At 64.6% G+C, this 25,329-nt stretch carries 35 protein-coding genes; 5 read left to right on the plus strand and 30 right to left on the minus strand.

Features of this window, described 5'->3' with window-relative positions; all coding sequences use genetic code 11:
- Nucleotides 1-28: 28 nt before the first annotated feature.
- Together J4O76_RS07085 and J4O76_RS07090 are read left to right on the plus strand one after the other, a co-directional pair.
- Nucleotides 29-1,348: a bifunctional folylpolyglutamate synthase/dihydrofolate synthase gene (locus J4O76_RS07085; protein ID WP_426281040.1), complete on the plus strand. Its 1,320-nt coding sequence runs from the start codon at nucleotides 29-31 to the stop codon at nucleotides 1,346-1,348.
- 68 nt (nucleotides 1,349-1,416) lie between these two features.
- Entirely contained in the window at nucleotides 1,417-1,893 is a 477-nt protein-coding gene (locus J4O76_RS07090; RefSeq protein WP_244186687.1) for a DUF6628 family protein, read from the plus strand.
- Here the strand turns inward: J4O76_RS07090 and J4O76_RS07095 are convergent.
- Together J4O76_RS07095 and J4O76_RS07100 are read right to left on the minus strand one after the other, a co-directional pair.
- Nucleotides 1,883-3,253: an AmpG family muropeptide MFS transporter gene (locus tag J4O76_RS07095; protein WP_426281041.1), complete on the minus strand. Its 1,371-nt coding sequence runs from the start codon at nucleotides 3,251-3,253 to the stop codon at nucleotides 1,883-1,885. The two genes, J4O76_RS07090 and J4O76_RS07095, sit on opposite strands and share 11 nt — an antisense overlap.
- Nucleotides 3,254-3,305: 52 nt before the next feature.
- A complete protein-coding gene (locus J4O76_RS07100; protein ID WP_056060487.1) occupies nucleotides 3,306-3,737 on the minus strand; it encodes a response regulator in 432 nt (143 codons plus the stop codon).
- A 120-nt stretch (nucleotides 3,738-3,857) separates the two neighbouring features.
- Between J4O76_RS07100 and J4O76_RS07105 the strand changes: the two genes are divergently transcribed.
- Both J4O76_RS07105 and rsmD read left to right on the plus strand, forming a co-directional pair.
- Entirely contained in the window at nucleotides 3,858-5,438 is a 1,581-nt protein-coding gene (locus J4O76_RS07105; RefSeq protein WP_426281042.1) for a pseudouridine synthase, read from the plus strand.
- The gene (rsmD, locus tag J4O76_RS07110; RefSeq protein WP_426281043.1) at nucleotides 5,438-5,980 is read left to right on the plus strand and encodes a 16S rRNA (guanine(966)-N(2))-methyltransferase RsmD; all 543 of its coding nucleotides are present in this window, start codon (nucleotides 5,438-5,440) and stop codon (nucleotides 5,978-5,980) included. Before J4O76_RS07105 ends, rsmD begins: the two co-directional genes overlap by 1 nt.
- Before the next feature lie 33 nt (nucleotides 5,981-6,013).
- On the opposite strand, the gene J4O76_RS07115 is transcribed toward rsmD, so the two are convergent.
- From J4O76_RS07115 to rpsJ, 26 genes are all read right to left on the minus strand, one after another.
- The gene (locus J4O76_RS07115; RefSeq protein WP_426281115.1) at nucleotides 6,014-7,273 is read right to left on the minus strand and encodes an MFS transporter; all 1,260 of its coding nucleotides are present in this window, start codon (nucleotides 7,271-7,273) and stop codon (nucleotides 6,014-6,016) included.
- 161 nt (nucleotides 7,274-7,434) lie between these two features.
- Nucleotides 7,435-8,781 (minus strand): ATP-binding protein, encoded by a 1,347-nt coding sequence (locus J4O76_RS07120; protein ID WP_426281044.1) that lies wholly within the window; start codon nucleotides 8,779-8,781, stop codon nucleotides 7,435-7,437.
- A complete protein-coding gene (locus J4O76_RS07125) occupies nucleotides 8,778-9,470 on the minus strand; it encodes a response regulator transcription factor (RefSeq protein WP_056050249.1) in 693 nt (230 codons plus the stop codon). The genes J4O76_RS07120 and J4O76_RS07125 overlap by 4 nt, the downstream gene beginning before the upstream one ends.
- Nucleotides 9,471-9,913: 443 nt before the next feature.
- Complete coding sequence (locus J4O76_RS07130) at nucleotides 9,914-10,564, minus strand: adenylate kinase (RefSeq protein WP_426281045.1); 651 nt, start codon at nucleotides 10,562-10,564, stop codon at nucleotides 9,914-9,916.
- Between the two features lie 52 nt (nucleotides 10,565-10,616).
- Nucleotides 10,617-11,981: a preprotein translocase subunit SecY gene (secY, locus tag J4O76_RS07135; protein ID WP_055872627.1), complete on the minus strand. Its 1,365-nt coding sequence runs from the start codon at nucleotides 11,979-11,981 to the stop codon at nucleotides 10,617-10,619.
- Nucleotides 11,982-12,283: 302 nt separating this feature from the next.
- Nucleotides 12,284-12,826: a 50S ribosomal protein L15 gene (gene rplO, locus J4O76_RS07140; protein WP_426281046.1), complete on the minus strand. Its 543-nt coding sequence runs from the start codon at nucleotides 12,824-12,826 to the stop codon at nucleotides 12,284-12,286.
- Between the two features lie 120 nt (nucleotides 12,827-12,946).
- Nucleotides 12,947-13,123 (minus strand): 50S ribosomal protein L30, encoded by a 177-nt coding sequence (rpmD, locus tag J4O76_RS07145; protein ID WP_055872633.1) that lies wholly within the window; start codon nucleotides 13,121-13,123, stop codon nucleotides 12,947-12,949.
- 6 nt (nucleotides 13,124-13,129) lie between these two features.
- The gene (gene rpsE, locus J4O76_RS07150; protein ID WP_060524133.1) at nucleotides 13,130-13,924 is read right to left on the minus strand and encodes a 30S ribosomal protein S5; all 795 of its coding nucleotides are present in this window, start codon (nucleotides 13,922-13,924) and stop codon (nucleotides 13,130-13,132) included.
- A 3-nt stretch (nucleotides 13,925-13,927) separates the two neighbouring features.
- A complete protein-coding gene (gene rplR, locus J4O76_RS07155) occupies nucleotides 13,928-14,284 on the minus strand; it encodes a 50S ribosomal protein L18 (RefSeq protein WP_426281047.1) in 357 nt (118 codons plus the stop codon).
- Nucleotides 14,284-14,817, minus strand: coding sequence for a 50S ribosomal protein L6 (rplF, locus tag J4O76_RS07160; RefSeq protein WP_056047628.1), 534 nt, complete (start codon nucleotides 14,815-14,817; stop codon nucleotides 14,284-14,286). Before rplF ends, rplR begins: the two co-directional genes overlap by 1 nt.
- Nucleotides 14,817-15,212, minus strand: coding sequence for a 30S ribosomal protein S8 (rpsH, locus tag J4O76_RS07165; protein ID WP_031393751.1), 396 nt, complete (start codon nucleotides 15,210-15,212; stop codon nucleotides 14,817-14,819). The genes rplF and rpsH overlap by 1 nt, the downstream gene beginning before the upstream one ends.
- 10 nt (nucleotides 15,213-15,222) lie before the next feature.
- A complete protein-coding gene (gene rpsN / locus J4O76_RS07170) occupies nucleotides 15,223-15,528 on the minus strand; it encodes a 30S ribosomal protein S14 (protein ID WP_056015537.1) in 306 nt (101 codons plus the stop codon).
- 128 nt (nucleotides 15,529-15,656) lie between these two features.
- On the minus strand, nucleotides 15,657-16,220 hold the full coding sequence (rplE, locus tag J4O76_RS07175; protein WP_082441396.1) for a 50S ribosomal protein L5: 564 nt from the start codon (nucleotides 16,218-16,220) through the stop codon (nucleotides 15,657-15,659).
- 49 nt (nucleotides 16,221-16,269) lie between these two features.
- Complete coding sequence (gene rplX, locus J4O76_RS07180; RefSeq protein WP_056047623.1) at nucleotides 16,270-16,587, minus strand: 50S ribosomal protein L24; 318 nt, start codon at nucleotides 16,585-16,587, stop codon at nucleotides 16,270-16,272.
- Nucleotides 16,587-16,955 carry a 50S ribosomal protein L14 gene (rplN, locus tag J4O76_RS07185; protein ID WP_031393755.1) on the minus strand — a complete coding sequence of 123 codons (369 nt, stop codon included), beginning with the start codon at nucleotides 16,953-16,955 and terminating at the stop codon, nucleotides 16,587-16,589. The genes rplX and rplN overlap by 1 nt, the downstream gene beginning before the upstream one ends.
- 267 nt (nucleotides 16,956-17,222) lie before the next feature.
- Nucleotides 17,223-17,495, minus strand: coding sequence for a 30S ribosomal protein S17 (gene rpsQ, locus J4O76_RS07190; protein WP_031393756.1), 273 nt, complete (start codon nucleotides 17,493-17,495; stop codon nucleotides 17,223-17,225).
- A 10-nt stretch (nucleotides 17,496-17,505) separates the two neighbouring features.
- Entirely contained in the window at nucleotides 17,506-17,712 is a 207-nt protein-coding gene (gene rpmC / locus J4O76_RS07195; RefSeq protein ID WP_055872644.1) for a 50S ribosomal protein L29, read from the minus strand.
- Nucleotides 17,713-17,716: 4 nt separating this feature from the next.
- Nucleotides 17,717-18,151, minus strand: a complete 435-nt coding sequence (gene rplP, locus J4O76_RS07200) for a 50S ribosomal protein L16 (protein WP_031393758.1) — start codon at nucleotides 18,149-18,151, stop codon at nucleotides 17,717-17,719.
- Between the two features lie 15 nt (nucleotides 18,152-18,166).
- The gene (gene rpsC, locus J4O76_RS07205) at nucleotides 18,167-18,874 is read right to left on the minus strand and encodes a 30S ribosomal protein S3 (protein WP_055872646.1); all 708 of its coding nucleotides are present in this window, start codon (nucleotides 18,872-18,874) and stop codon (nucleotides 18,167-18,169) included.
- Nucleotides 18,874-19,251: a 50S ribosomal protein L22 gene (gene rplV, locus J4O76_RS07210; RefSeq protein WP_056047621.1), complete on the minus strand. Its 378-nt coding sequence runs from the start codon at nucleotides 19,249-19,251 to the stop codon at nucleotides 18,874-18,876. The genes rpsC and rplV overlap by 1 nt, the downstream gene beginning before the upstream one ends.
- Nucleotides 19,251-19,526 (minus strand): 30S ribosomal protein S19, encoded by a 276-nt coding sequence (gene rpsS, locus J4O76_RS07215; RefSeq protein ID WP_031393761.1) that lies wholly within the window; start codon nucleotides 19,524-19,526, stop codon nucleotides 19,251-19,253. Before rpsS ends, rplV begins: the two co-directional genes overlap by 1 nt.
- Nucleotide 19,527: 1 nt before the next feature.
- Nucleotides 19,528-20,367, minus strand: coding sequence for a 50S ribosomal protein L2 (gene rplB / locus J4O76_RS07220; protein WP_055872649.1), 840 nt, complete (start codon nucleotides 20,365-20,367; stop codon nucleotides 19,528-19,530).
- A 4-nt stretch (nucleotides 20,368-20,371) separates the two neighbouring features.
- The gene (locus tag J4O76_RS07225; RefSeq protein WP_056047618.1) at nucleotides 20,372-20,686 is read right to left on the minus strand and encodes a 50S ribosomal protein L23; all 315 of its coding nucleotides are present in this window, start codon (nucleotides 20,684-20,686) and stop codon (nucleotides 20,372-20,374) included.
- Nucleotides 20,679-21,305 (minus strand): 50S ribosomal protein L4, encoded by a 627-nt coding sequence (rplD, locus tag J4O76_RS07230; protein WP_056047616.1) that lies wholly within the window; start codon nucleotides 21,303-21,305, stop codon nucleotides 20,679-20,681. The genes J4O76_RS07225 and rplD overlap by 8 nt, the downstream gene beginning before the upstream one ends.
- 2 nt (nucleotides 21,306-21,307) lie before the next feature.
- Complete coding sequence (gene rplC / locus J4O76_RS07235; RefSeq protein ID WP_056060507.1) at nucleotides 21,308-22,054, minus strand: 50S ribosomal protein L3; 747 nt, start codon at nucleotides 22,052-22,054, stop codon at nucleotides 21,308-21,310.
- A 288-nt stretch (nucleotides 22,055-22,342) separates the two neighbouring features.
- Nucleotides 22,343-22,651 (minus strand): 30S ribosomal protein S10, encoded by a 309-nt coding sequence (gene rpsJ / locus J4O76_RS07240; RefSeq protein ID WP_007406109.1) that lies wholly within the window; start codon nucleotides 22,649-22,651, stop codon nucleotides 22,343-22,345.
- A 298-nt stretch (nucleotides 22,652-22,949) separates the two neighbouring features.
- Between rpsJ and J4O76_RS07245 the strand changes: the two genes are divergently transcribed.
- Nucleotides 22,950-23,324, plus strand: coding sequence for an endonuclease domain-containing protein (locus tag J4O76_RS07245; protein WP_426281049.1), 375 nt, complete (start codon nucleotides 22,950-22,952; stop codon nucleotides 23,322-23,324).
- A 120-nt stretch (nucleotides 23,325-23,444) separates the two neighbouring features.
- On the opposite strand, the gene J4O76_RS07250 is transcribed toward J4O76_RS07245, so the two are convergent.
- Entirely contained in the window at nucleotides 23,445-23,750 is a 306-nt protein-coding gene (locus J4O76_RS07250; RefSeq protein ID WP_426281050.1) for a hypothetical protein, read from the minus strand.
- A 295-nt stretch (nucleotides 23,751-24,045) separates the two neighbouring features.
- The gene (tuf, locus tag J4O76_RS07255; RefSeq protein WP_132741515.1) at nucleotides 24,046-25,239 is read right to left on the minus strand and encodes an elongation factor Tu; all 1,194 of its coding nucleotides are present in this window, start codon (nucleotides 25,237-25,239) and stop codon (nucleotides 24,046-24,048) included.
- Nucleotides 25,240-25,329 lie beyond the last annotated feature (90 nt).

Genomic DNA, 25,329 nt, shown 5'->3' on the forward strand with positions numbered 1-25,329 from the left:
CCCCGGAGGGGAGAGGGAGCCTAGAAGAATGCCCGACCACGCGACGTCCTCGTCCCCCGCAGTGCAAGCGCAGCTCGACCGATTGACCGCGCTGTCACCAGGCGCGGACATTCTCGGACTGGAGCGCATCACCGCACTCCTGAGCCGCCTTGGCGACCCGCACCTCGATCTCCCCCCGGTGTTCCACGTCGCCGGCACCAACGGCAAGGGCTCGACCTGCGCCTTCCTCCGCGCCGCGATCGAAGCCGCAGGCCACAGCGTCCACGTCTATTCCTCGCCGCACCTCGTCCGCTTCAACGAACGCATCCGCCTCGCCGGATCGCTGATCGAAGACGACCTGCTCGCCGCCTTGCTGTCGGAAGTGCTCGACCACGCCGCCGACCTCCAGGCGAGCTTCTTCGAAGTCACCACCGCCGCCGCCTTCCTCGCCTTCGCCCGCACGCCCGCCGCCGCGACGATCGTCGAAGTCGGTCTCGGCGGCAGGCTCGATGCGACCAACGTCATTCCCAACCCCGTCGTCACCGGCATCGCCGCGCTCGGCGTCGACCACCAGTCGTTCCTCGGCGACACGCTGCTGGAAATCGCCGGCGAGAAAGCAGGCATCGCCAAGTCCGGTGTGCCGCTCGTCACGATGGACTATCCCAAGGCCCTCCGCGCGAAGATCGCCGCGGTCGCCGATTCCGCCGGCGCTCCAGTGTTCGCCCGGGGCACCGCCTGGACGAGCGAGACCGCACGCTCGACCGTTCGCTACGAGGATACCGGCTTTTCGGTCGTCACCAACCGCCCCCGGCTCGTCGGCGCGCACCAGTCGCGCAACCTTGCGCTCGCGATCGCGATGCTTCGTCACCAGGGCGCGCTGCACGTTCCCGAAGCCGCGATGCGCGCCGCCGCGGACTGGGCGCACTGGCCCGCGCGCATGCAGCGATTGTCGGATGGCCCGCTGCTCGCGCAATTGCCCGACGGCAGCGAGCTGTGGCTCGACGGCGCACACAATCCCAACGCCGCACAACCCGTCGCGCGCGCGCTGAGGACGCTCGCCAAGGGCCGCCCGGTAACGCTGATCCTGGGCATGCTCGCGAACAAGGATGCGGACGCCGTGATCCGCATCCTGTCGCCTTCGGTCGGCCACGTTATCGCGATTCCCGTCCCCGGCCACGCACATCACGCGCCCGAGGCCCTCGCGATGCTCGCCCGATCGTTCGGAAAGACCGCAGGAACAGCCGCCACGCCCAGTGAAGCGCTAGCTTCGATCGCCGCGCAAACCGACCAGCCGCAACTCGTGCTGATCGCAGGTTCGCTCTACCTTGCCGGTGAAGTGCTCGACGCAAACGACCAACCGCCGGACTGAGCTCTTATTGCTATTGACTATCAATAACCAACACGCGACGTTGTGGTCACCACCACGGAGTCGCGTGAATGACCGATACCCGCCCCAATTCGACGACCAACTCGACGGCCGCCTCGACACAGACCATCGCCAGCGCGACCTCGCTGCTGCCCCATGCGCTACCGCCTTGTGAAAACGCGCGAATCGCCTTGTTCGCGATGCGGCGCATGGGCGCACACGGGCTCGCCGATGCCCGCGCTTCGCACACGATGTTCACTGCGTTTGGGCAAGGCTTCCGTCGCCCGCTGGTCCTGCTGAGGGCGCTGATGGCGGACCTTGCCGGCACCTCGGCGGGTACGATCGCGATCGCCCCGTGCTGCTGCGCACGGATGACGCCGGCGGAATCGGCGATGCTGTCGGTGCTCGCGCGCGTCGAGACCGCGCCCGAGATCGCACGCTATCTGATGGCCGACCTGCTCGGCGTCCGCCGCATCGACGGCGTCCTCGCCAGCGCCGCCGCTGTCGCAGCCGCCTTCGCCGACGAGGGTCGCCCGATCACGGTATAGCGGCGGGTGCGTCCGGGGTTTCGTCTGCGCGCGCCCGCCGGACGCTCTCGACCACGAACCCTTGCCGCCACAGGATCCACAACAGCACGAGGCCGGGGATCGCGACGACCATCGTCAGCATCCAGAACCCCGGCCACCCGAGCGCGGTGGCCGCATAGCCGGCAGGGGCCGCTAGCCACGTCCGCCCGACCGCGGCGAACGAGGACAGCAGCGCGAACTGGGTCGCTGTGTAGGCCAGGTTCGACAGACCCGAGAGATACGTCACGAACACGGTCAGGCCGATCCCGCTGGTCACCTGCTCCGTCGCCACCGCGATCGTCAGCCACGTGTTCGAATGGCCGTGCCAAGCGAGGATCACGAAGGTGAAGTTGCTCAGCATCATCAGCACACCCGAGACGAACAGCGCGCGGCCGAGACCGAGCCACGCCATGAACGGTGCACCGAGCGCGGTGCCAACGATCAGCCCCCAGAACCCGACCAACTTGTTGATCGCGATGAATTCGGTGTCACTGAACCCGAGCTCGACGATCATCGGGTTGAGCATCCCCTGCCCCATTGCGTCGCCGAGCTTGTAGATCAGCACGAACAGGAGGATGAGCACTGCGCCGCGCCGCTGGAAGAACTCGCGGAACGGGCCGATGATGGTATCTTCGAGCCAGCGCCCGCCGGTCTCGTGCGGCTGCTTGGCCAGCACGCGATCGTGAAGGCCTCGCCCGGCCCAAAGAGCGGCGAGCGCGCCGGGGATGACGCAGAACGCGGTCAGGCCGTAGCCCAGCGCCCAGCCTAGCCCGAGGCCTTCGGACGAGGCGATCGCGATCGTGCCGACGCCTGCAGCCAGATTGCCGAGGCGGTAGCCGAACTGGTTGTTGGCAGTGCCGTGCGGGAGTTCGTCCTCGGGCAGGATCTCGATCCGATAGGCGTCGATGACGATGTCCTGGGTTGCGCCGAGGAACGCGGTGACGATCGCCCAGAACGCGAAGACGCCGAGATGCTCCTGCGGCGCGCTGAACCCGAGCATCCAGACCGATCCGAACAACAGCGCCTGGACCACGAACAGCCACGCGCGTCGCTGTCCGACCAGGCGGGTCAGCACCGGGATTTCGAACCGGTCGATGAACGGCGCCCACAGGAACTTCAGCGTGTACGGCGTGGTCAGGCCGATCGCGAACCCGATCGTCTTCTTGTCGATACCGACCTTCGAGAGCCAATAGCCCATCGTCCCGAGCAACAGGGCAAGCGGAAAGCCGCTCGATATGCCGAGCAACAACGCGGCGATCGGCCTCGGCCGAAGATATGGTGCGAGCGTGGCCAGAACGGAGCGGCGTTCGACAGGATCGGGGGCTACGGTATCGGTGGACATGCGCCAACCATAGCGCGCTGTCCGAGCGAGGGAAGACGTTAGCAGAACAGCGTCACGCCGTCCGCGGAAACAACGTGAAGCCAGACGGCACGCGCGTCGGCTTGCCGCCACCGAGCATCGCCTCAATCGCTTCGATCGCCGCGATCAGGTCGCGCGGCATATAGGGCTTGGCCATGCAGCCGGCGGCGAGCGTGGTCGCCTCGACCGGGCAGCTTCCCGTCACGAACATCACCGGCACGCCCCGGGCCTGTGCCGCGCGTGCGACGTCAATGCCGGAGCCGTCTGCGAGGTTCACGTCGACCAGCACCAGATCGATCACCGTGTCGCTCGCCAGGATCGGCAAGGCCTCAGCGACCCGGTCGATCGTCGCGACGATCGTGAACTTCGCATCGGTCAGGAAATATTCGGTATCGAACGCGACCAGCGGTTCGTCCTCGACCACCAAAAGCCGGACGATCTGCCGCTTCTTCTTCCCGAACAACATTGCCGAAAGGCCCCCGGACGCGAACGAAAGGTCGTTACGCTCGCGAGTTCTAACGCACCGCCGCACGAACGGTCGCAAATATTTTCGCGCTGAGCGCCGATCCATAGTATCAGCCGCGCCATGACGACTTCAAAAGACGATAACCCGACTGCCAGCCCGTCGAACGACGCGCCCGCAACCTCCCCCGAAACGCCGACCGCACCGATCAAGGGCGACCGTATCGCCAAGCTCCTCGCCCGCGCCGGGATCGCCTCGCGCCGCGATATCGAGCGGATGATCGCCGAGGGGCGCGTCGCGCTCAACGGCAGCATTCTCGACACGCCGGCGACGATCCTGCGCAACCTCAACGGCGTGACGGTCGATGGCGACTCGGTCGAGGCTCCGAGTTCGGCGCGGCTGTTCCTGTATCACAAGCCGACCGGGCTGCTCGTCACCGAGCGCGATCCCGCCGGCCGTACGACGATCTACGACCGCCTGCCGCAGGATCTGCCGCGGCTGGTGCCGGTCGGCCGCCTCGATCTCAACACCGAGGGGCTGTTGCTGATGACCACAGATGGTGGGCTCAAGCGCCAGCTCGAGCTGCCCGCGACCGGGGTCGAGCGTGCCTATCGCGCGCGCGCTTACGGCAACATCACGCAGCCGCAGCTCGAGGAACTGATCGAGGGTATCGAGATCGAAGGCGTCCGCTACGGCTCGATCAACGCGAATATCGAGCGGCGCACTGGCGCGAACGTCTGGATCGAAATGATCCTGACCGAGGGCAAGAACCGCGAAGTCCGCCGCGTGCTGGAGCATCTTGGGTTGCAGGTCTCGCGGCTGATCCGCACGCGCTACGGCCCGTTCGTGCTCGGCGACCTGCCGCCAGGGCAGATCGGCGAAGTGCTCCAGCACGACGTCGTCGCGTTCCAGAAGGAACTGGCCAAGGGTCGACCCGAGGGTCCGGGTGCGCGCGCGAACATCGGGATCAGCGCGAGTGCCGGTGCGGGGGCCGGGATCGGCGCGCGGTCCAGCCAGCGAGGCAGCAACGCGCCGCGGCCTGCGCCGACGGCACGGCCTGCACCGGGTGCGCGTCCGGTTTCGAGCGCGCGGCCTGCTACTGGCGTGCGTGCGCCGGTTCGTAGTCCGTATGCGGCGCCTGCAAGCTCGGGCTTTTCGAGCGGCGCGGTACCGACCGATCGGCCTTCGCGACCGGCCCGTCCGGAGCGGATCCGTCCGACCGCGGCGATGCAGCGCGGCGACGTCAACGATCCCTGGGCGCGGCCTGATGTGCGGAATGCTGCTCGGCCGACGGGGACGCATCACGCCCGGCCGACGAGTGGCGAGACGTCCAAGCCGTACGTGCGGCAGGAGCGTGCGGATCGCGGCGAGGAACTGAGCACGAGCCCCAAGATCAAGCATTTCCGCGCCGCCAAGCCACCGCGGGAGCGCGCTGCGCCGTCGCGAGTCGGCGCTGGTGCTACGGCGCAGCGTCAGGAGCAACCGCGGGGCTTCCGTCCGCAGGCGGACGATTCGCGGGGGCGCAGTTCGCTCGACAAGCGCGCGGCGCGGAGTGCCAGCGGGCGTCCGGGTGCCGAGCCACGACCCGTGCGTTCGGAGGGCCCGGCGCGGCCTGAACGCGGCACTCGTCCTACTGCACCCGGCAAGGGTCCGTCGGGAGGGCGCGGTCATCCGCCCCGTGCACCACGTGGAGGGAAGCGCTGATGCGGATCATCGCAGGACTGTACCGCGGCCGTCAGATCGCCGCGCCCAAGGGTGACACCACCCGTCCCACCGCCGACCGGATGCGCGAGACCTTGTTCTCGATGCTGACCAGTCGCGTCGGAAGCTTCGAGGGGTTGGCGGTTGCCGATCTGTTCGCAGGCTCGGGCGCGCTGGGGATCGAGGCACTCTCGCGTGGCGCGGGGACGTGCATGTTCGTCGAATCGGACGAGCTGGCGGTCGACGCGCTGAAGTCGAACCTCGCCAAGCTGGAAATCCGCGGTGACGTCCGCGCGACGTCGGTGATGGCGCTCGGGCCCGCGCCGGCGCCGCTCGACGTGATCCTGATGGATCCGCCCTACAACACCGGTGCCGGACTGGTCGCGCTCGACAAATTGTCGCGGCTGGGTTGGGTCGGACCGGCGACGTGGATCAGCCTGGAGACGGCAAAGGCCGAAGTCGTCGAACTCGCCGGCTTCGAGGTCGACGCCACACGCGTGCACGGCAAGGCGCGGCTGACGCTCTTGCGGCCAGTGTCCGCGTAAAAGAATGCTCTCCCGCCAAGGCGGGAGAGCATTCTACTTTTCGGTCGTGCGGCCGAGGATCAGCAGCCCGCCAAGGCTCAGCACCCCGGCCGCCATCAGATACCCTCCGACCAGCCACAGCCCATGTGGCGCCAGCGCCTCCGCGACGATCGGCGCCAGCGCACCGCCAAGCACGCCGCCAAGATTGAACGTCATCGACACGCCGGTGTAGCGCACCCCCGCCGGGAACAGGCTCGGCAACCAACCGCCGAGCGGGCCGTAGGCGAACCCCATCACGAACAGCGCGCCCGACAGCCACAGCCATACGGTGAACAGCGATCCCGACCCAAGCATCGGCCCCATCAGCGCGCCGACGCCGATGCACCCGGCAAACCCGATCGCGAGCATGCGCGCTGCCGAATACCGATCCGCGAGCACGCTCGCGACGATCACGCCGCCTGCCAGGAACCAGATCGCGACGAGTTCGACGCCGAGGAACGCCTCGCGCGAATAGCCGAGCGTCTTGGTGCCGTAACCAAGCGCGAACGCGGTCGCGAGATAGAACAGGGCGAAGCATGCGATGACCCCGAACGTGCCCGCCAGCGTCGCGCGGAGATGCTGCGTGAGAAGCGTCGCGATCGGCACCTTGGGGAGCGCTTCGGTCGCTTCCGCTTCGAGGAACGCGGGCGTCTCGGTCAGCTTGAGCCGCACCCACAGGCCGAGCCCGACGAGGATCGCGCTGAGCAGGAACGGGATCCGCCAGCCCCAGGCGATGAACTGCGCCTCGTCGAGCACGAGACCGATGATCAGGAACAGCCCGTTCGCGGCAAGGAAGCCCACCGGGGCACCGAGCGGCGGGAACATGCCCCAGGTGTTCTTGCGGTGCGGCGGCGCGTTCTCGACCGCCAGCAGCGCCGCCCCGCCCCATTCGCCGCCAAGCCCGAGCCCCTGCCCGAGGCGCATCAGGCACAGCAGCGCCGGAGCGATCCAGCCGACTTGTGCATAGGTGGGGAGGAAGGCGATCCCGACGGTCGATCCGCCCATCAACAATAGCGACGCAACGAGGGTGGACTTACGCCCGATCCGATCGCCGAAATGCCCGAACACGATCGCCCCGACCGGGCGTGCAACGAAGGCCAATCCGAAGGTGGCATAGCTCAGCAGCAACTGCGCCGACGCGGACTGGCCCGAAAAGAACAGCGGCCCGAACACCAGTGCCGCGGCGGTCGCGTAGATGTAGAAATCGTAGAACTCGACCGCGGTGCCGACGAGGCTGGCGGCGAGGATGCGGCGATGGGAGGCGAGCGTCGTCATGAACACGGTCTCGCCGCGGTCGCTGTTGAGGTCAACCGGTTGCGGCTTTCGATCCTTCCCCGCCAGGGGGAGGTGGCGCGTAGCGACGGAGGGGGAGGACACGCAACCGACCTCCCCCTCCGTCTGGCAAGCGCCGGCCACCTCCCCCTTGCGGGGGAGGATCAGAGTGGGAGGACTATGCGGGCGACGAGACCGGGCGCGTTGTCGGCGAGTTCGAAGTGGCCATCGTGCAGGCGTGCGACGGCCTCGATCAGCGCCATACCGAGCCCCGCACCGGGGGTCGAGCGGGCGCTGTCGAGGCGGCCGAAGCGCTTCAGCGCCTGGGCACGGTCGGAGGCGGCGATGCCGGGGCCGCGGTCCTCGACCTGGATCGCGACGCCGTCGGTGCGGTGGACGATCCGCAGCGTGACTTCGCCACCGCCGGCGCCGTGACGGAGCGCGTTGTCGATCAAGTTGGTGATCGCCTGGCTGATGAGTTCGCGGTGCAGCTTCATCGGCGGCGGGCGGTCGTCGATCGCGATCGTGAATACCAGGCCGGCATCCTCCGCGACGGGCGCGTAGAGTTCGCCGATCTCTTCGAGCAGGTTCGCGGGCGCGACCTCGATGAAGCGGTCGCGCGAGACCGAGCCCGAGCGGCTGATCTCGATCACCATCGTCAGCATCCGCATCACCAGGTCGGTTTCGACCAGGAGGCCGCCCAGCGCCGCCTCCCGAGCGTCGGGATCGGCGATCAGCACCGCCTGCTCGGTCTTGGTCCGCAGCCGCGCAAGCGGGGAGCGGAGGTCGTGCGCGAGGCTGTCGGTGACGATCCGCAGTTCGGCCATCACGCCTTCGAGCTTGCCCAGCATGACGTTGAGGCGGGCGGCAAGACGATCGAACGCATCGCCGCCACCCGCGATCATGTCGACGCGGCGAGACAGGTCACCTTCGCCCGCCGCCTCGATAGCCTTGGCGATGCCGTCGAGCCTGCGGCTGACGTATCGCGTGAGGACCAGCCCGCCGACCACGCCAAGTGCTAGCGACAGGAACACGGCGACCGCGAGCGCACGTTCGATCGCGCGTTCCTCCGCGGCGATCAGGTCGAGATTGCGGCCTGTCAGGAGCCAATAGCTGCCGAGCGGGTGGAGCGCGTACCCCGTCTCGCGCGCGGACCAGAGTTCGTCTGCACCGAGTCGTGCAATGCGAAACTGCGTGATGCGGAGCGGGACCGCGAGGCGCTCGGGCGCAATGCCGACGACTGCCCTGCCCTTCGGGTCGACCACCGCGAGGACGAGCGAAACGTCGCCGGGGACGACTGCGCTGTCGATCGCCTGACGGATCGCGGGGAGGCCACCGTTACGCCAGACCGCGCGCAGGGCTTCGGATTGTTCGGTGGTCTCGCGCCGGATCGCGTCGATCGCGTCCGCGCTGGTGGTCTTCCAGACGAAGCCGACCAGCGCGAGGTTGGAGACCAGCGCCAGCGCGATCGAGAGCAGCGCAATTCGCGCTGTTACCGAGAGGCGAATCACCCTTCTACGGCGAGCCGGTAGCCTGCGCCGCGGACCGTGTGGAGGATCGGCGTCGGGAACCCTTCCTCGAGCTTGCGGCGGAGACGGCCGATATGGACGTCGACCACGTTCGAGCCCGGGTCGAAGTGATAGTTCCAGATCTTCTCGAGCATCATAGTGCGCGTCACCACCTGGCCGGCGTGGCGGGCGAGGAACTCAAGCAGGTTGAACTCGCGGGCGCCAAGCGGGATCGAGCGGCCGGCGCGCGAGACCGCGCGGGCGAGCAGGTCGATCTCAAGGTCGCCGACGGAGAGCTTGGTCTTCTGCGGCTCGGTCGCGGCACGGTCGGAGCGGCGCAGCATGGCCTCGATCCGTGCGGACAACTCAGCGAATGAGAAAGGCTTGCACAGATAGTCGTCGGCGCCGGCCTTGAGCCCATCGACGCGGTCGTCGACGGCGGCGAGTGCCGACAGGATCAGGACGGGCGTGGCAATGCCTGCGGCGCGAATCGCGCTGACCATCGACAGGCCATCCAGGCCCGGCAGCATGCGGTCCGCGATGATGAGGTCGAAGATGCCCTCGCTGGCGAGGAACAGGCCGTCACGGCCGTCTGCACAGGCTTCGATTGCATGGCCGGCCTCAGCCAAGCCCTTGGCAAGATAGGCGGATGTCGAGGCGTCGTCCTCGACGATCAGGATCTTGCGGCTCAACGCGGTATCACCTTCCCTGCCACCGATTTCGGTCACCATCTCCTGCCCTTATAAACGGAAAGGCCGGCGGAAAGAACCCTTCCCGCCGGCCCCCACGGTACCCCCGGGAGTGACGGGCACCGATCTCTGGAAACTCATGCGACCGTTGCTGGCCACGTGTTCGTTCTAGGATCGGGCGGGGGTCAGGGCGATGACCGAGGGGTGACAATTTCGTCATGTTGATATTGTTGTATAAAGCACTTGATGACGCGGACACACGATGCTCCTCCCCGTCATCCCGGCGAACGCCGGGACCCATGGTTGCGGAGTGGGTAGTGGTCACGCGCCATCATATGGTCCGCCGTATCCGTGGGTCCCGACGTTCGCCGGGATGACGGATGAGGGTGCGACCGATACATGCGCGATCCGCAGCTCCCGGCGCCATGTCCCCCCGGGCGGCGCCCTTACTTAGCGTCTAGAATCGCAGCGATCGCCGCGCCGACATGTGCAATGTCGGCCATGCCGTCGACCCGGTGGACAAGGCCCCGTGCGTCGTAGATCGGTAGGATCGGCGCCGTCTTCGCACGATATTCGGCCATGCGGTTATGGACAGTTTCCGCATTGTCGTCGGGACGGCGCTTGAACTCGGTCGAGCCGCAGACCTCGCAGACCCCGGCCACGACCGGCTTCTTGTAGCGATCGTGATAGCCAGTGCCGCACTTGGCGCAGGTGTAGCGGCCGACGACGCGGTCGATCAGCGCGGCTTCGTCGACGCCCAACTCGATGACGTAGTCGAGCGTGCGACCGCGGTCTGCGAGCAGGCCGTCGAGCGCTTCCGCCTGTGCCGCGGTGCGCGGATAACCGTCGAATATGACGCCGTTCGCCGTGTCCGGCTGGTCGAGACGCTCGCCGATGATGCCCGACACGATCTCGTCAGACACGAGACCGCCCGATTCCATAACCGACTTAGCTTGAAGGCCGACCGGCGTTCCGGCGGCGACGGCTGCACGCAGCATGTCGCCGGTCGAAAGCTGCATCATGCCGCGCTCGCTGACGAGCGTGGCGGCCTGGGTGCCCTTGCCCGCGCCGGGCGGTCCAAGAAGGATGATATTCACGAAACGCACTCCCCTCGTTCGTGCAGGAATTAAACCGGGTTAGCCCCGCAACTTAACGAAGTCGATTGCCCTTGAGCTTCGCCTTCTTGATCAGGTCGCCATATTGGTGCGCCAGCAGGTGCGACTGGATCTGCGTCACCGTGTCCATCGTCACGTTGACGACGATCAGCAGGCTGGTGCCACCGAGGTAGAACGGGATCTGCAACGCGGTCACCAGATATTCGGGCAACAGACAGATGATCGTCAGATACGCCGCACCGATCACGGTGATGCGCGTCAGCACGTAATCGAAGTAATTCTCGGTGTTCTTGCCTGGGCGGATGCCGGGGATGAACCCGCCATTGCGCTTCAGGTTGTCGGCGGTTTCCTCGGGGTTGAAGACGACCGCAGTGTAGAAGAACGAGAAGAAGATGATCCCGGCGCCGTACAGCAGCATGTACACGGGCGAGCCGTGCTGCAGGTACTGGTTGAGCGTGATGATGAAGTCACCCCACTTCGACTCACCCGCGACACGCTGGCCGGCGAACTGCGAGATCGTCAGCGGCATCAGCAGCAGCGACGAGGCGAAGATCGGCGGGATCACGCCGGCGGTGTTGATCTTCAGCGGCAGATGGCTGCGATCGGCCTGCATGCCGCGCTGCGTCTGGCGCTTGGGATACTGGATCAGGATGCGGCGCTGCGCGCGCTCCATGAAGCAGATGAAGAGGATCAGCACGACCACCGCGACGACGATGCCGATCAGCTTGATCGGATCGAGCGAGCCCGAGCGGCCGCCTTCGAGCAGGTTGACGAGCGTGACGGGGAGATGCGCGACGATGCCGGCCATGATGATCAACGAGACGCCATTGCCGATGCCGCGGCTGGTGATCTGCTCGCCGAGCCACATCAGGAACATCGTACCGCCGATCAGCGAGATGACCGCGGCGACGCGGAACATCATGCCGGGCTCGATGACCGCCTGGATGCCCTGCGCGGCACCGAGCGTCTCAAGGCCGACGGCGATGAAATAGCCCTGCACCGCGGTCAGGCCGACGGTGCCGTAGCGCGTGTACTGGTTGAGACGCTTGCGACCCGACTCACCGTCCTTCTTGATAGCGGCGAGCGTCGGCGACAGCGAGGTCGCGAGCTGCACCACGATCGAGGCGGTGATGTAGGGCATCACGCCGAGCGCGATCAGCGACATGCGGCTGAGCGAGCCACCCGAGAAGGTGTTGAAGAAATCGAGCACGCCGCCCTGCGTCTGCTGCGACAGCAGGCCGAGCGCGGTCGGGTCGACACCCGGCAGCGGGACATAGCTAAGCAGGCGGAAAATGATCAGCGCACCGATCGTGAACCACAACCGCTTCTTGAGGTCGGTCGCCTTCGCGAATTTCGAAAGGCTGATGCTTTGCGCCATCTGGTCGGCTGCGGATGCCATGCGTGTGATCGTCCTGGAAACAAAGAAGGCGGGATGCGTTGTGACCGCCCCCGCCGCTCATATAGGCGCACGGGCGCGCTTGTCTAATGGCTAAGGCTACTTCCGTTCGCCCCCGATACCGTTCGTCCTGAGCGAAGTCGAAGGACATTGCCCCGAGTGACGTACCCTTCGACTTCGCTCAGGGCGAACGGAGGAAGGAAAATCGCTCAGCGGCGGCGGATCAGAAGTGGGCGACGGGAAGGCGCCAAGTCAGGCAAATAAAAAGGGGGCCAGCGCTTTCGCACCCGCCCCCTTTGTCCGGCTTAAGCCTTGAACGACGCCTTGTGCGCCGCACGCTCCTTGTACTTCACGCCCTTCTTGGCGGCAGCCTTCTCGGCTGCGGGGATGAAGTGGATCACCTCGACCTTGCCGCCGATCTTCTCGACCGCTTCGATCGCGCCATTCGACGCACCGTCGACGGTGAACGAGAGAACCGTGGTCAGCTCGCCCTTGGCGAGGAGGCGGACGCCGTCCTTGCCGCCGCGTGCCAGGCCAGCGGCCTTCAGCGCGTCGTGGTCGAGCGTGGCGTTAGCCTCGATCTTGCCGGCGTCGACCGCGAGCTGGATCGCGCCGAGGTTGACCTCTGCGAAGTCCTTGCGGAAGATGTTGTTGAAGCCGCGCTTAGGCAGACGCATGTGCAGTGGCATCTGGCCGCCTTCGAAGCCGGCGATGGACACGCCCTCACGGCTCTTCTGGCCCTTCTGGCCGCGGCCTGCGGTCTTGCCCTTGCCCGAGCCGATGCCGCGTCCGACGCGCATCTTGGACTTACGGGCACCTTCGTTATCGCGGAGTTCGTTGAGCTTCATGGTAATGCACTCGCTTTCGCTTGTTACGCGCTGGTTTGAAATCGCCGGGTTCGAATCCGGAAATAAGGAAGGGGGCCGTTAGCCCCCTTCCCGGTATTTGTCACTAGGTAGCGTGAAGGCTCAGCCTTCGACCGACACCATGTGCTGCACCTTGCGGATCATGCCGCGGACCTCTGGGCTGTCTTCCAGCTCGCGGGTCTTGTGCATCTTGTTGAGACCGAGACCGATCAGCGTTGCGCGCTGATCCTTCTCGCGGCGGATCGGCGAACCGGTCTGCGTGATCTTGATGGTTGCCATGATCGCTTACTCCGTGATCGCAGCTGCATCGGCCTCGGCGGTCTTCGAACCACCATGGCCGAGCAGGTCGGCGATCTTCTTGCCGCGACGCTGTGCGACGGCCTTGGGCGAGGTCTGCTCGCCAAGGGCCTCGAACGTGGCGCGGATCATGTTGTAGGGGTTCGACGTGCCGACCGACTTGGTCACAACGTCCGCAACGCCCAGCGATTCGAAGACTGCGCGCATCGGGCCACCGGCGATGATGCCCGTACCCTGAGGCGCCGACCGCAGCGTGACCTTGCCGGCACCGAAGTGACCGTTGCCGTCATGATGCAGCGTGCGACCGTCCTTCAACGGAACGCGAACCATCTTCTTCTTGGCAGCAGCCGTGGCCTTCGAGATGGCTTCCGGCACTTCGCGTGCCTTGCCATGACCGAAGCCTGCACGACCCTTGCCGTCGCCGACGACGACCAGCGCTGCGAAGCCGAAGCGCTTACCGCCCTTGACCGTCTTCGAGACGCGGTTGATGTGCACCAGCTTCTCGATCAGCTCTTCGCCGCCATCGTCCGCACCGGGACGACCGCCACGATTGTCGCGACCGCGACCGCCGTCGCGACCACCGCGGTTGCCGCCTGGGCCTCCGCTGCGGTTGCCGCCGGGGCCACCACGACCACCGCCGCCGCCGCCACCGGGACCGCCGCGACCGCGACCGCCACCGTTGTTGCCCTGGTAGCCAGTGCTCTGCGGGACATTCTGAGCCGTGACGTCCTGTGCGGTCGTCTCGGGAGCGATTACTGCCGGCGTGTTGTTTTCGTCAGCCATGTCTTAGAACTCCAATCCGGCTTCGCGCGCGGCATCGGCAAGAGCCTTCACGCGACCGTGGTAGAGGAAACCGCCGCGATCGAACACGACCTGGGTCACGCCCGCTGCCTTGGCAGCCTCGGCGACGCGCTTGCCGACCGAAGTCGCCGCGTCGATGTTGGCGCCGGACGTGCCGCGCACGTCCTTCTCCAGCGTCGAGGCCGACGCGACCGTCGTGCCAGCGGAATCGTCGATCACCTGGGCATAGATGTGCTTGCCCGAGCGATGCACCGACAACCGCGGACGGGTGCCTGCACGTGCGCGGAGCGCGGTACGGTTGCGGCGACGCCGCTTGGCGAAAAGAGAAAGTCCCTTGGTCATTACTTCTTCTTCCCTTCCTTGCGGAAGATGAACTCGCCGTCGTACTTGATACCCTTGCCCTTGTAAGGCTCGGGCTTGCGCCACTGACGAATTTCCGCGGCCAGCTGACCGACCATCTGCTTGTCCGAACCCGAGATCTCGATCGTCGTGTTGTCGGGGGTCTTGACTTCGATCCCCTCCGGCACGTCGATGTTGACGTCGTGGCTGTAGCCGAGCTGCAGCTTGAGGTTGCGACCCTGCGCTGCGGCACGATAGCCAACGCCGGTGATCAGCAGCTTCTTGGTGAAGCCTTCCGACACGCCGGTGACCAGGTTCTGCACCATGGTCCGCTGCATGCCCCAGAACGCGCGCGCGCGCTTGGTGTCGTTGGCCGGCTGCACCGAAATGCCGCCGTCTTCGATCGTGTAGCTGATCTCGTCGCGAAGCGGCATCTTGAGGGTACCCTTGGGGCCCTTCATCGTCAGCTGCTTGTTCTCGATGGTCGGCGTGATGCCTGCCGGTACGGTGACCGGCTTCTTACCAATGCGGCTCATCAGAACACCTCCGCGAGGACTTCGCCGCCGACGTTCTGCTCACGTGCTTCGGAATCCGACAGCACGCCGCGGGGCGTCGAGACGATGGTGATGCCGAGGCCGTTACGAACGCGCGGGAGTTCCTGCGAGCCGGAATAGACGCGACGGCCGGGCTTCGAGACGCGTGCGACATGCTTGATCGCAGGCTGGCCCTCGAAATACTTCAGCTCGATGCGAAGGCCGGCCGCGGGGCCCATCTGCTCTTCGCTATAGCCACGGATGTAGCCTTCGCGCTGCAGAACGTCGAGCACGCGGACGCGCAGCTTCGACGCCGGCGTGAGGACGGAGTCCTTCTTCGCGCGCTGGCCATTACGGATACGGGTGAGCAAATCACCCAGGGGATCGGTCACTGCCATGATTTAGTCCTTACCAGCTCGACTTCGTGACGCCGGGGATGAGGCCCTTGTTGGCCAGATCGCGCAGCTGAATACGGCAGAGCCGGAACTTGCGGTAATAAGCGCGCGGGCGACCGGTCAGCTCGCACCGGTTACGGATGCGGGTCGGGTTCGCGTTGCGCGGCAGTGCCGCCATCTTGAGGCGAGCGATCAGACGCTCTCCGTCGTCGAGCGTCTTGTCCGCTGCGATTGCCTTCAGTGCCGCGTACTTCGGGGCATACTGCTTGACCATGCGCTTGCGGCGCTCGTTCTTGTTGACTGAACTCAGTTTCGCCATCGACTTAAGTTCTTTCTTTGCTAGCTCCCTTCCCGCTTGCGGGAGGGGTTGGGGGAGGGAAGGACCAACGCCTGTTAGGCGCGAGGCCCCTCCCCTGACCCCTCCCGCACGCGGGAGGGGGACTTAGATTAAGCTGCCTTCTTCTCGTCGGCAGCGTCGTCTTCGATCGGGAACGGGAAACCGAACAGACGGAGAAGCTCGCGAGCCTCGTCGTCGGTCTTTGCGGTCGTCGTCACGATCACATCCATGCCGCGGACCTTGTCGACCCGGTCATAGCTGATTTCTGGGAACACGATCTGCTCCTTGATACCGCAGGCATAATTGCCGCGGCCATCGAAGCTCTTCGGGTTGAGACCGCGAAAATCGCGGACGCGGGGAAGAGCGATCGTGATGAAACGGTCGAGGAACTCGTACATGCGCTCGCGGCGAAGGGTGACCTTCACGCCGATCGGCATGCCTTCACGCAGCTTGAACTGCGCGATCGACTTCTTTGCCTTCGTCACGACAGGCTTCTGGCCGGCGATCAGCTCCATTTCGGAAGCAGCCTGGTCGACCTTCTTCTTGTCCTGCGTGGCTTCGCCAACGCCCATGTTTAGCACGATCTTGTCGAGCCGCGGGATCTCCATGACGTTCTTGTAACCGAACTTCTCGGTCATCGCCTTGATGATCGTCTCGTCATACAGCTTGCGCATGCGTGCGACGTAGACGGCCTCTGCGCCGTTCTGCTCGCCAGTGTTCTGATCAACCATTGATCTTCTCCCCGGTCTTGACGGCGACGCGGACCTTCTTGCCGTCCTGCTCCTCGAAGCGGACGCGGGTCGGTTTGCCGTCGGCGGTCACGTGCGCGACCTTCGAAACGTGCATCGGTGCTTCCTTGCGGATCAGGCCACCCTGCGGGTCACCCTGAGTCGGCTTGGTGTGGCGCACGGCGATGTTGACGCCCGATACGACGACCTTGTCGGTCTTCGGCATGGAGACGGTGACTTCACCGGTCTTGCCCTTGTCCTTGCCGGACAGGACGATGACCTTGTCACCCTTCTTGATACGCTGCGACGCCATTACAGCACCTCCGGCGCAAGGCTGATGATCTTCATGTGCTTCTTGCCGCGCAGCTCGCGAACGACTGGGCCGAAGATACGGGTGCCGATCGGCTCCTCGTTCTTGTTGACCAGCACCGCGGCGTTGCCGTCGAAGCGGATGACCGTACCGTCTGCACGGCGGATATCCTTGGCGGTACGCACGATCACCGCGCGGTGAACGTCGCCCTTCTTCACACGGCCACGTGGCTGCGCTTCCTTGATGCTGACGACGATGATGTCGCCAACGCCTGCAACACGACGCTTGGAACCCCCAAGCACCTTGATGCACTGCACCCGCTTCGCGCCGCTGTTGTCAGCGACGTCGAGATTGGACTGCATCTGGATCATGGATCCGTATCCCTTCTCTGTCTCTGGGGTCGATACCGACCGAACCCCGCCTAAAAAATCACCCCGCCACGGACGAACCGCAGCGGGGAGGAGCGGCCGCTTAGCCGTTCCCGTTTACGAAAACAAGAGCGCAGGAGGTTTCCCCCCTGCCCTCTTAACTCAAACCCGTCACCCCAGCGAAAGCTGGGGTATCCCTGTTCGAGCCGATCGCCCCTCACCACGAGATCCAAGCTTTCGCTGGGATGACGGGGTTTGTAGCGTACCAGTTCAGCCCTCGGCCGAAGCCCGCTCCGGCGTCGCGTGGGTGTTGACCCGCTCGATCACCTTCCAGGTCTTCAGCTTGGAGATCGGTGCGGTCTCTTCGATCCGCACGGTCTCGCCCTGCTTGAACTCGTTGCTCTCGTCATGAGCATGATACTTCTTCGAGCGACGGATGATCTTCCCGTAGAGCGGGTGCTTCACCTTACGCTCGACGTTCACGACCACCGTCTTGTCGCCCTTGTCGGACACGACCAGACCGGTCAGCACGCGCTTCGGCATGATGTGTTCCTTACTTCGCGGCTTCAGCGCTGGTGCGCTGAGCCTGCAGGGTCTTGATGCGAGCGATGTCGCGGCGGACCTCACGAACGCGGCTCGGCTTTTCGAGCTGGTTCGTGGCGGCCTGGAAGCGCAGGTTGAACTGCTCGCGCTTCAGTTCGCCGAGCGACTCCGACAGCTGGTCGTCGCTCTTGGTCTTCATGTCGTCGATACGAGCCATGATCTTACTCGCCTCCCAGATGCGAGGTGTCACCCAGGCGGGCAACGACCTTTACCTTGATCGGCAGCTTCATGGCCGCCCGCTCGAACGCCTCGGCGGCGATCTTGCCGTCGACGCCGTCGAGCTCGAACAGGATCCGACCCGGCTTGACGCGAGCGGCCCAGTATTCCGGCGCGCCCTTGCCCTTACCCATGCGGACTTCGGCTGGCTTTCCCGAGACCGGAAGGTCTGGGAAGATACGGATCCACAAACGCCCCTGGCGCTTCATGTGACGCGTGATCGCGCGGCGAGCCGCCTCGATCTGGCGTGCAGTGATCCGGTCGGGTTCCATCGCCTTGAGGCCGTAGGAGCCGAAATTGAGCGAGAAGCCACTCTTGGCGTCGCCCGAAATCTTGCCCTTGAAGGCCTTCCGGAACTTGGTCTTTTTTGGTTGCAGCATGTCTGTTCCTGCCCCTTAGCGACGATCGTCGCGCTGCGGCCGCACGCCGGAGGTTTGAGCCTCCATCATGATGCGGTCGTACGACGTCGGATCGTTGCCGAGAATCTCGCCCTTGAAGACCCAGACCTTCACGCCGCAAACGCCGTAGGACGTATGCGCCGTAGCCTCGGCATAATCGATGTTCGCGCGCAGCGTGTGCAACGGAACCCGACCCTCACGATAGCTCTCCGACCGTGCGATCTCGGCGCCGCCAAGACGGCCACCGCAGTTCACCCGGATGCCCTCGGCACCGAGACGCATCGCCGACTGGACCGCACGCTTCATGGCGCGACGGAAGGCAATACGACGCTCGAGCTGATCGGCGATGCCCTGCGCGACGAGACGCGCATCGACTTCCGGCTTGCGGATCTCGACGATGTTCAGCGACACGGTCGACGACGTCATCTTGCCGATGGTCGAACGCAGCTTCTCGATGTCCGCACCCTTCTTGCCGATGATCACGCCGGGGCGTGCAGCGAAGATGGAGATGCGGGCCAGCTTGGCCGGACGCTCGATGACCACCTTGGAGATCGCGGCCTGCGGCAGCGTCTTCATGATGAATGCGCGGATCTTGAGATCCTCGAGCAGGAGCCGACCATAGTCGGCGCCTTCGGCGTACCAGCGGCTATCCCAGGTACGGTTGATCTGCAGACGCAGACCGATGGGGTTGCTCTTCTGACCCATTATGCTTCTTCCTGCTCGCGCACGACGATGCGCAGTCGGCTGAATGGCTTGAGGATGCGGGTCGACTTGCCGCGGCCGCGAGTAGCGAAACGCTTCATCGTGATCGACTTGCCAACCGAAGCCTCGGCGACGACGAGTGCGTCGACGTCGAGGTTATGGTTGTTCTCGGCGTTGGCGATGGCCGAGGCCAGCACCTTGCGCGCTTCGATCGCCATGCCCTTGGTCGAGAAGGCGAGAATGTTCATCGCATCGCCGACCTTCTTGCCACGGATCAGCGCAGCCACGAGGCCGAGCTTCTGCGCGGAACCACGGATCTGCGTACCGACCGAAAGCGCCTCGTTGTCCGCGACCTTGCGCGGGCTGACTTGCTTAGACATCAGCGCTTGCCCTTCTTGTCGGCGGAGTGGCCGGGGAAGTAGCGCGTGGGCGCGAACTCACCGAGCTTCATGCCGACCATGTCTTCGTTGACCGAGACGGGCACGAACTTGCGGCCGTTATAGACGTTGAACGTGAGACCCACGAACGACGGCAGGATCGTCGAGCGACGCGACCAGGTCTTGATCGGCGAACGCGCGTTGGTGTCCTGGGCGGTTTCTGCCTTCTTGAGCAGATGAAGGTCCACGAAGGGGCCCTTCCAGACTGAACGAGCCATGTTAGCCCTTCCTCTTCGTCGAATGACGCGACCGGATGATCATCTTGTCGGTCGACTTGTTATGACGCGTGCGCGCACCCTTCGTCGGCTTGCCCCAAGGCGTAACCGGATGACGGCCACCCGAGGTCCGGCCTTCACCACCGCCGTGCGGATGGTCGACCGGGTTCTTGGCGACGCCGCGCGTCAGAGGACGGATACCCATCCAGCGCGAACGGCCTGCCTTGCCCAGGTTCTGGTTCTGGTTGTCGGGGTTCGAGACCGCGCCAACCGTCGCCATGCAATCGCTACGGATGTAGCGCTGCTCGCCCGAGTTGAGGCGGACCATCACCATGCCCTTGTCGCGACCGACGACCTGCACGTACGTGCCGGCCGAACGGGCGATCTGGCCACCCTTCATCGGCTTCATCTCCACGTTGTGGACGATGGTGCCGACCGGCATCTGACCGAGTTCCATGGCATTGCCTGGCTTCACGTCGGTCTTCTTGGCCGCGAGGACCTTGTCGCCGACGGCCAGACGCTGTGGCGCCAGGATGTAGGCCAGCTCCTCGTCCGGGTACTTGACCAGGGCGATGAACGCGGTGCGGTTGGGATCATACTCGATCCGCTCGACGGTGCCTTCGACGTCCCACTTGCGACGCTTGAAGTCGATATAGCGGTACTTCTGCTTGTGACCGCCGGCGATGCCGCGCGAGGTCACATGGCCCTTGTTGTTACGACCGCCGGTCTTGTGCTTACCTTCGGTCAGCGCCTTGACGGGGCGGCCCTTCCAGAGCGACGACTTGTCGACCAGGATGAGACCGCGGCGTGCCGGCGATGTCGGATTATAATGCTTGAGTGCCATGGCCTCAGATCCCCGTCGTCACGTCGATGGACTGACCGTCCTTCAACGTCACGATTGCCTTTTTCATGTCGGAGCGCGAGTAGTTCGTGCCCTTCCACTTCTTGGTCTTGCCCTTCTGGACGAGCGTGTTCACGCCGACGACGTTCACGTCGAACAGCGCCTCAACGGCCGCCTTGATCTCGGGCTTCGTGGCATCGTTCGATACCTTGAACACAACCGCGTTGAACTCCGACAGGGTCGTCGTCTTCTCGGTGATGTGCGGGGCCAGGATAACGTCGTAATGACGATTATCGATGCCCGCCTTCTGCTTCTTAGCCATGGAAGCGCGCCTCCAGCTTTTCGACAGCGGCGCGCGTCAGCACCAGCGTGTCATGCTTCAGGATGTCGTAAACGTTCGCGCCGGCAGCCGGCATCACGTTCACTTCGTACAGGTTGCCCGCAGCGAATGCGAAGCTGGTGTCGACCATGTCGCCGTCGATGACGAGCGCACGCTTGCCGAAGCCGAGCTTTGCGAGATCGCCCTGCAGCGTCTTGGTCTTGCCACCCTCGACAGCCAGGCTGTCCATGATGACCAGCGAACCCGCCTTGGCGTGGCTGCTGAGAGCCATCCGCAGGCCGAGCGAGCGAACCTTCTTGTTCAGCGACGGGTTGAAGTCACGGACGCGAGCGCCGTGTGCCTTACCACCACCGATGAACACAGGTGCGCGACGATCGCCGTGACGAGCCGTACCGCCGCCCTTCTGGCGACCGAACTTCTTGCCGGTGCGAGCGACGTCTGCGCGCTCACGGGTGCCACGAGCCGTCTCGCGACGCTTCTCGAGCTGCCAGGTGACGACACGGTGCAGGATGTCGGCGCGCGGATCGAGGCCGAAGACCTCGTCGTTGAGTTCGATGTCCGCTGCGTCAGTGCCGGCGAAAGATGAAACCTTGATCTTCACGCTCAGCCCTCCTGGCCGTCGGCTGCAGGTGCGTCGGTCGTTTCGGCCGGCGTGTCTGCTGCGGTGTTGCTGTTTGCGGTCTTGAGACCGGCGGGGAACGGTGCGTCGGCGTGGCGCGCGACCTTGACCGAGTCCTTGACGAAGAGCCAGCCGCCCTTGGAGCCAGGAACCGAACCCTTGACGAACAGGAGACCACGCTCGACGTCCGTCGATACGATCTCAAGGTTCTGCTGGGTGCGATACTTGTCGCCCATGTGGCCGGCCATCTTCTTGTTCTTGAAGACCTTGCCCGGATCCTGGCGCTGACCGGTCGAACCGAGCGAACGGTGCGAGACCGACACGCCGTGGGTTGCCCGCAGACCGCCGAAGCCCCAACGCTTCATGCCGCCCTGGAAGCCCTTACCCTGGGTCTTGCCCTGGATATCGACGATCTGGCCTGCGACGTAGTGGTCAGCCGAGATCTCGGCGCCGACGTCGAGCAAGCCGTCTGCGTTCACACGGAACTCATGGACGACAGCCTTGGGCTCCACTTCGGCCTTGCCGAAATGGCCGCGCTGCGGCTTTGCAACATTCTTCGACTTGGCGACACCTGCACCAAGCTGGACGGCAGTGTAGCCGTCACGATCCATTTCGCGAACGGAAACGACCTGATTGCCTTCGAGTGCCAGAACGGTGACCGGCACGTGCCGACCATCTTCCTGGAACAGGCGGGTCATCCCCATCTTCTTCGCGATCACGCCAGTACGCATGATCTTGTCCCTTCCTAGACAGAGGCCCCGTCGGACTATTCCTCGGGGGCTTGCGGACCATGTCCGGAGCGAGCTCCATGATGCGTCCACCTGACCCCATCCCCGGCAAAAGCCCTGAATGGAGTCGGTTCAACCCGGTAAATACGAAACGTGCCCCCGTCCCGGGCTGGCGCTCCTGCAAATGCGGAAGCGTGACGGGGGACGCTGCCCCGTCGGTTTTCACCGACGGCGGTATCCCAATGTCGAACGGCGCGGGACCATTGCTGGTCGACCGCGCCGCGCCAGCCCTTAGGCCAGCTTGATCTCTACGTCCACCCCTGCTGCGAGGTCCAGCTTCATGAGCGCATCGACCGTCTGCGGCGTCGGCTGGACGATATCCAGCATACGCTTGTACGTACGCACCTCGAACTGCTCGCGCGACTTCTTGTCGATGTGCGGGCCGCGGTTCACGGTGAACTTTTCGATGCGCGTCGGAAGGGGAATCGGACCGCGGATGAGCGCGCCGGTGCGGCGTGCGGTGTCGGCGATGTCGCCAGTGGCCTGATCGAGCACACGGTGATCGAACGCCTTCAGACGAATGCGGATATTGCTGTCCATAGTCCCTACCGATGCGAAAGAGCGGGCCCGTTTCCGGGCTCTTGCTGGTTGATGTTTAAACCGAAGGCGGGCCATTACGGGAGAGTCGCCGAAAACGCAACTGGAGGAGACGAATTTTCCAGGAAGCGGGCAATATCGAAGCGCGCCCCGCCCTCCCCCTCCGTCACCTTCGGCGCCCCCCCCCCTTGCGGGGGAGGATTGAAGATGTCGACGCTCTTGCCCTAAGATCGCCCATTACTTGATCCTCCCCCGCCAGGGGGAGGTGGCACGCAAAGCGTGACGGAGGGGGAGGCAAGCGATGCGGCTCGAAGGATCCCTACAAGGTCACACCAACGCCAACCGCCTGCGAAAACAAATGACCCCGCCGGAGATAGCCCTCTGGCTAGCGCTGCGAGCTAACGAAGAAGGCCTACGCTTCCGAAAGCAACACGCAGCAGGTCCCTACATCCTGGACTTCTACTGCGCACCAGCCCGACTCGCCATCGAAGTAGACGGCGAAGCCCACAACCACGGCAACCGCCCCGAAAGAGACGCAACCCGCGACGCCTGGCTAGTCGCCCAGAACATCCAAGTCCTCCGCTACCCAGCCCGAGAAATGCTCGCAAACCTCGACGACGTCGTCCACCAGATCACGTCCGTCGCACTTCAACGCCGAACCACCATCGAGAGCTAATCGCCCCCTCCCCCTCCGACGCCTCCGGCGCCACCTCCCCCTAGCGGGGGAGGATTCGCGAGTTCTCTGCTACTCTTCCTAACTCCACCATAAATACCGACATTACACGGCAGATTGCCGTCAGGAATTCTGCAAAAGCAGTTCGGTATCGGAAATGGTCAAGCTGTTCAGTTGTACCAGGTAGAGAATCCCACCTAAATCCTTGTAGCTGAACTGACCTGGCCAACTCAAACGTACGCTAGCTACATTACCCGACTTTTCGACCGGGGCCGCGCTCCACGAATGAGGCTGAGATGTAAGTTGCTTCAGCACCTTCGATAAGGTCGCTATTGGACCGGACAACGTGAGCGCTTGCTTGGGTTGCGGCAAAGCAGCGTCGGCAAAATGCGCTTTGAGCGGCCGAGCCTCAGTCAACCCCACGCCCATTGGGATCCGTAGAGCAGCTAGCACTGCGAGAGTTAGGCTCCTCATTGAGACAGCCTGCACTTACACGCGGGTGTTTGCAATTGGGCGAGGGCAGATGCCACCAGTCAGTACCTAGCGGTTCGCGCTACCCAATCGCAACAACGACACGCTTAAGTGACTTTGTGGCTGTATCGGTGTGCGTGCCTTGGATTTCCCACGGCTTAACTGCCCAATCCACCCGCCCCCAAACACGAAAAAGCCCGGCCTCTCTCGCGAGAAGCCGGGCTCTTCGATCACCTCCCGAAGGAGGAGATGCTTACTTGTCGATCTGGCTGACGACGCCTGCACCGACGGTACGGCCGCCTTCGCGGATCGTGAAGCGCTGGCCCACGTCCATGGCGATCGGTGCGATCAGCTTGATGCCGAGCGACACGTTGTCGCCTGGCATGACCATCTCGGTGCCCTCAGGCAGCTCGACGGTTCCGGTCACGTCCGTCGTACGGAAGTAGAACTGCGGGCGGTAGTTGGCGAAGAACGGCGTGTGACGGCCACCCTCTTCCTTCGACAGCACGTACACTTCCGAGTTGAAGTCGGTGTGCGGCTTGATCGTGCCTGGCTTGCAGAGAACCTGGCCACGCTCGACTTCGTCACGTGCAACGCCGCGGATCAGCGCGCCGACGTTATCGCCAGCCTGGCCCTGGTCGAGCAGCTTGCGGAACATCTCGACGCCCGTGACCGTGGTCTTGCGGACGGTCGGGTGGATGCCGACGATCTCGACTTCCTCGCCAACCTTGACGATGCCGGTCTCAACGCGGCCGGTGACGACCGTACCACGACCCGAGATCGAGAACACGTCCTCGATCGGCATCATGAACGGCTTGTCGAGCGGACGCTCTGGCTGCGGAATGTACTCGTCGACGGCCTGCATCAGCTCAGTGACGGCGTCGGCGCCGAGCTTCTGGTTCGAACCCGACAGCGCGCAGGTAGCAGAACCCTTGATGACGGGGATATCGTCGCCCGGGAAGTCGTACGAGCTGAGCAGCTCGCGGATTTCCATCTCGACCAGCTCGAGGATTTCCTCGTCGTCGACCAGATCGACCTTGTTCATGAACACGACCATTGCGGGCACGCCGACCTGGCGTGCGAGCAGGATGTGCTCACGGGTCTGTGGCATCGGGCCATCGGTCGCCGAAACGACGAGGATCGCGCCGTCCATCTGGGCTGCGCCGGTGATCATGTTCTTCACATAATCGGCGTGGCCCGGGCAATCGACGTGCGCATAGTGACGGTTGGCCGTCTCGTACTCGACGTGTGCGGTCGAGATCGTGATGCCGCGCTCGCGCTCCTCGGGAGCCTTGTCGATGTTGGCGAAGTCGACGGCGGTACCGCCGGTCGTCTCTGCCAGAACCTTCGTGATCGCAGCGGTGAGCGACGTCTTGCCATGATCGACGTGACCGATGGTGCCGATGTTGAGATGCGGCTTGTTCCGCTCAAATTTTGCCTTGGCCATTGTTTCCTACCTTCTGATTCGTATTCCGGTGCCACCCCGGGAACCGCGCGAACGCGGCCCAATAGCGGCTGTTAAAGCGTTGCGCCAGCC

This window comes from Sphingomonas sp. NFX23, assembly GCF_049887795.1.
Classification (GTDB): Bacteria; Pseudomonadota; Alphaproteobacteria; order Sphingomonadales; family Sphingomonadaceae; genus Sphingomonas.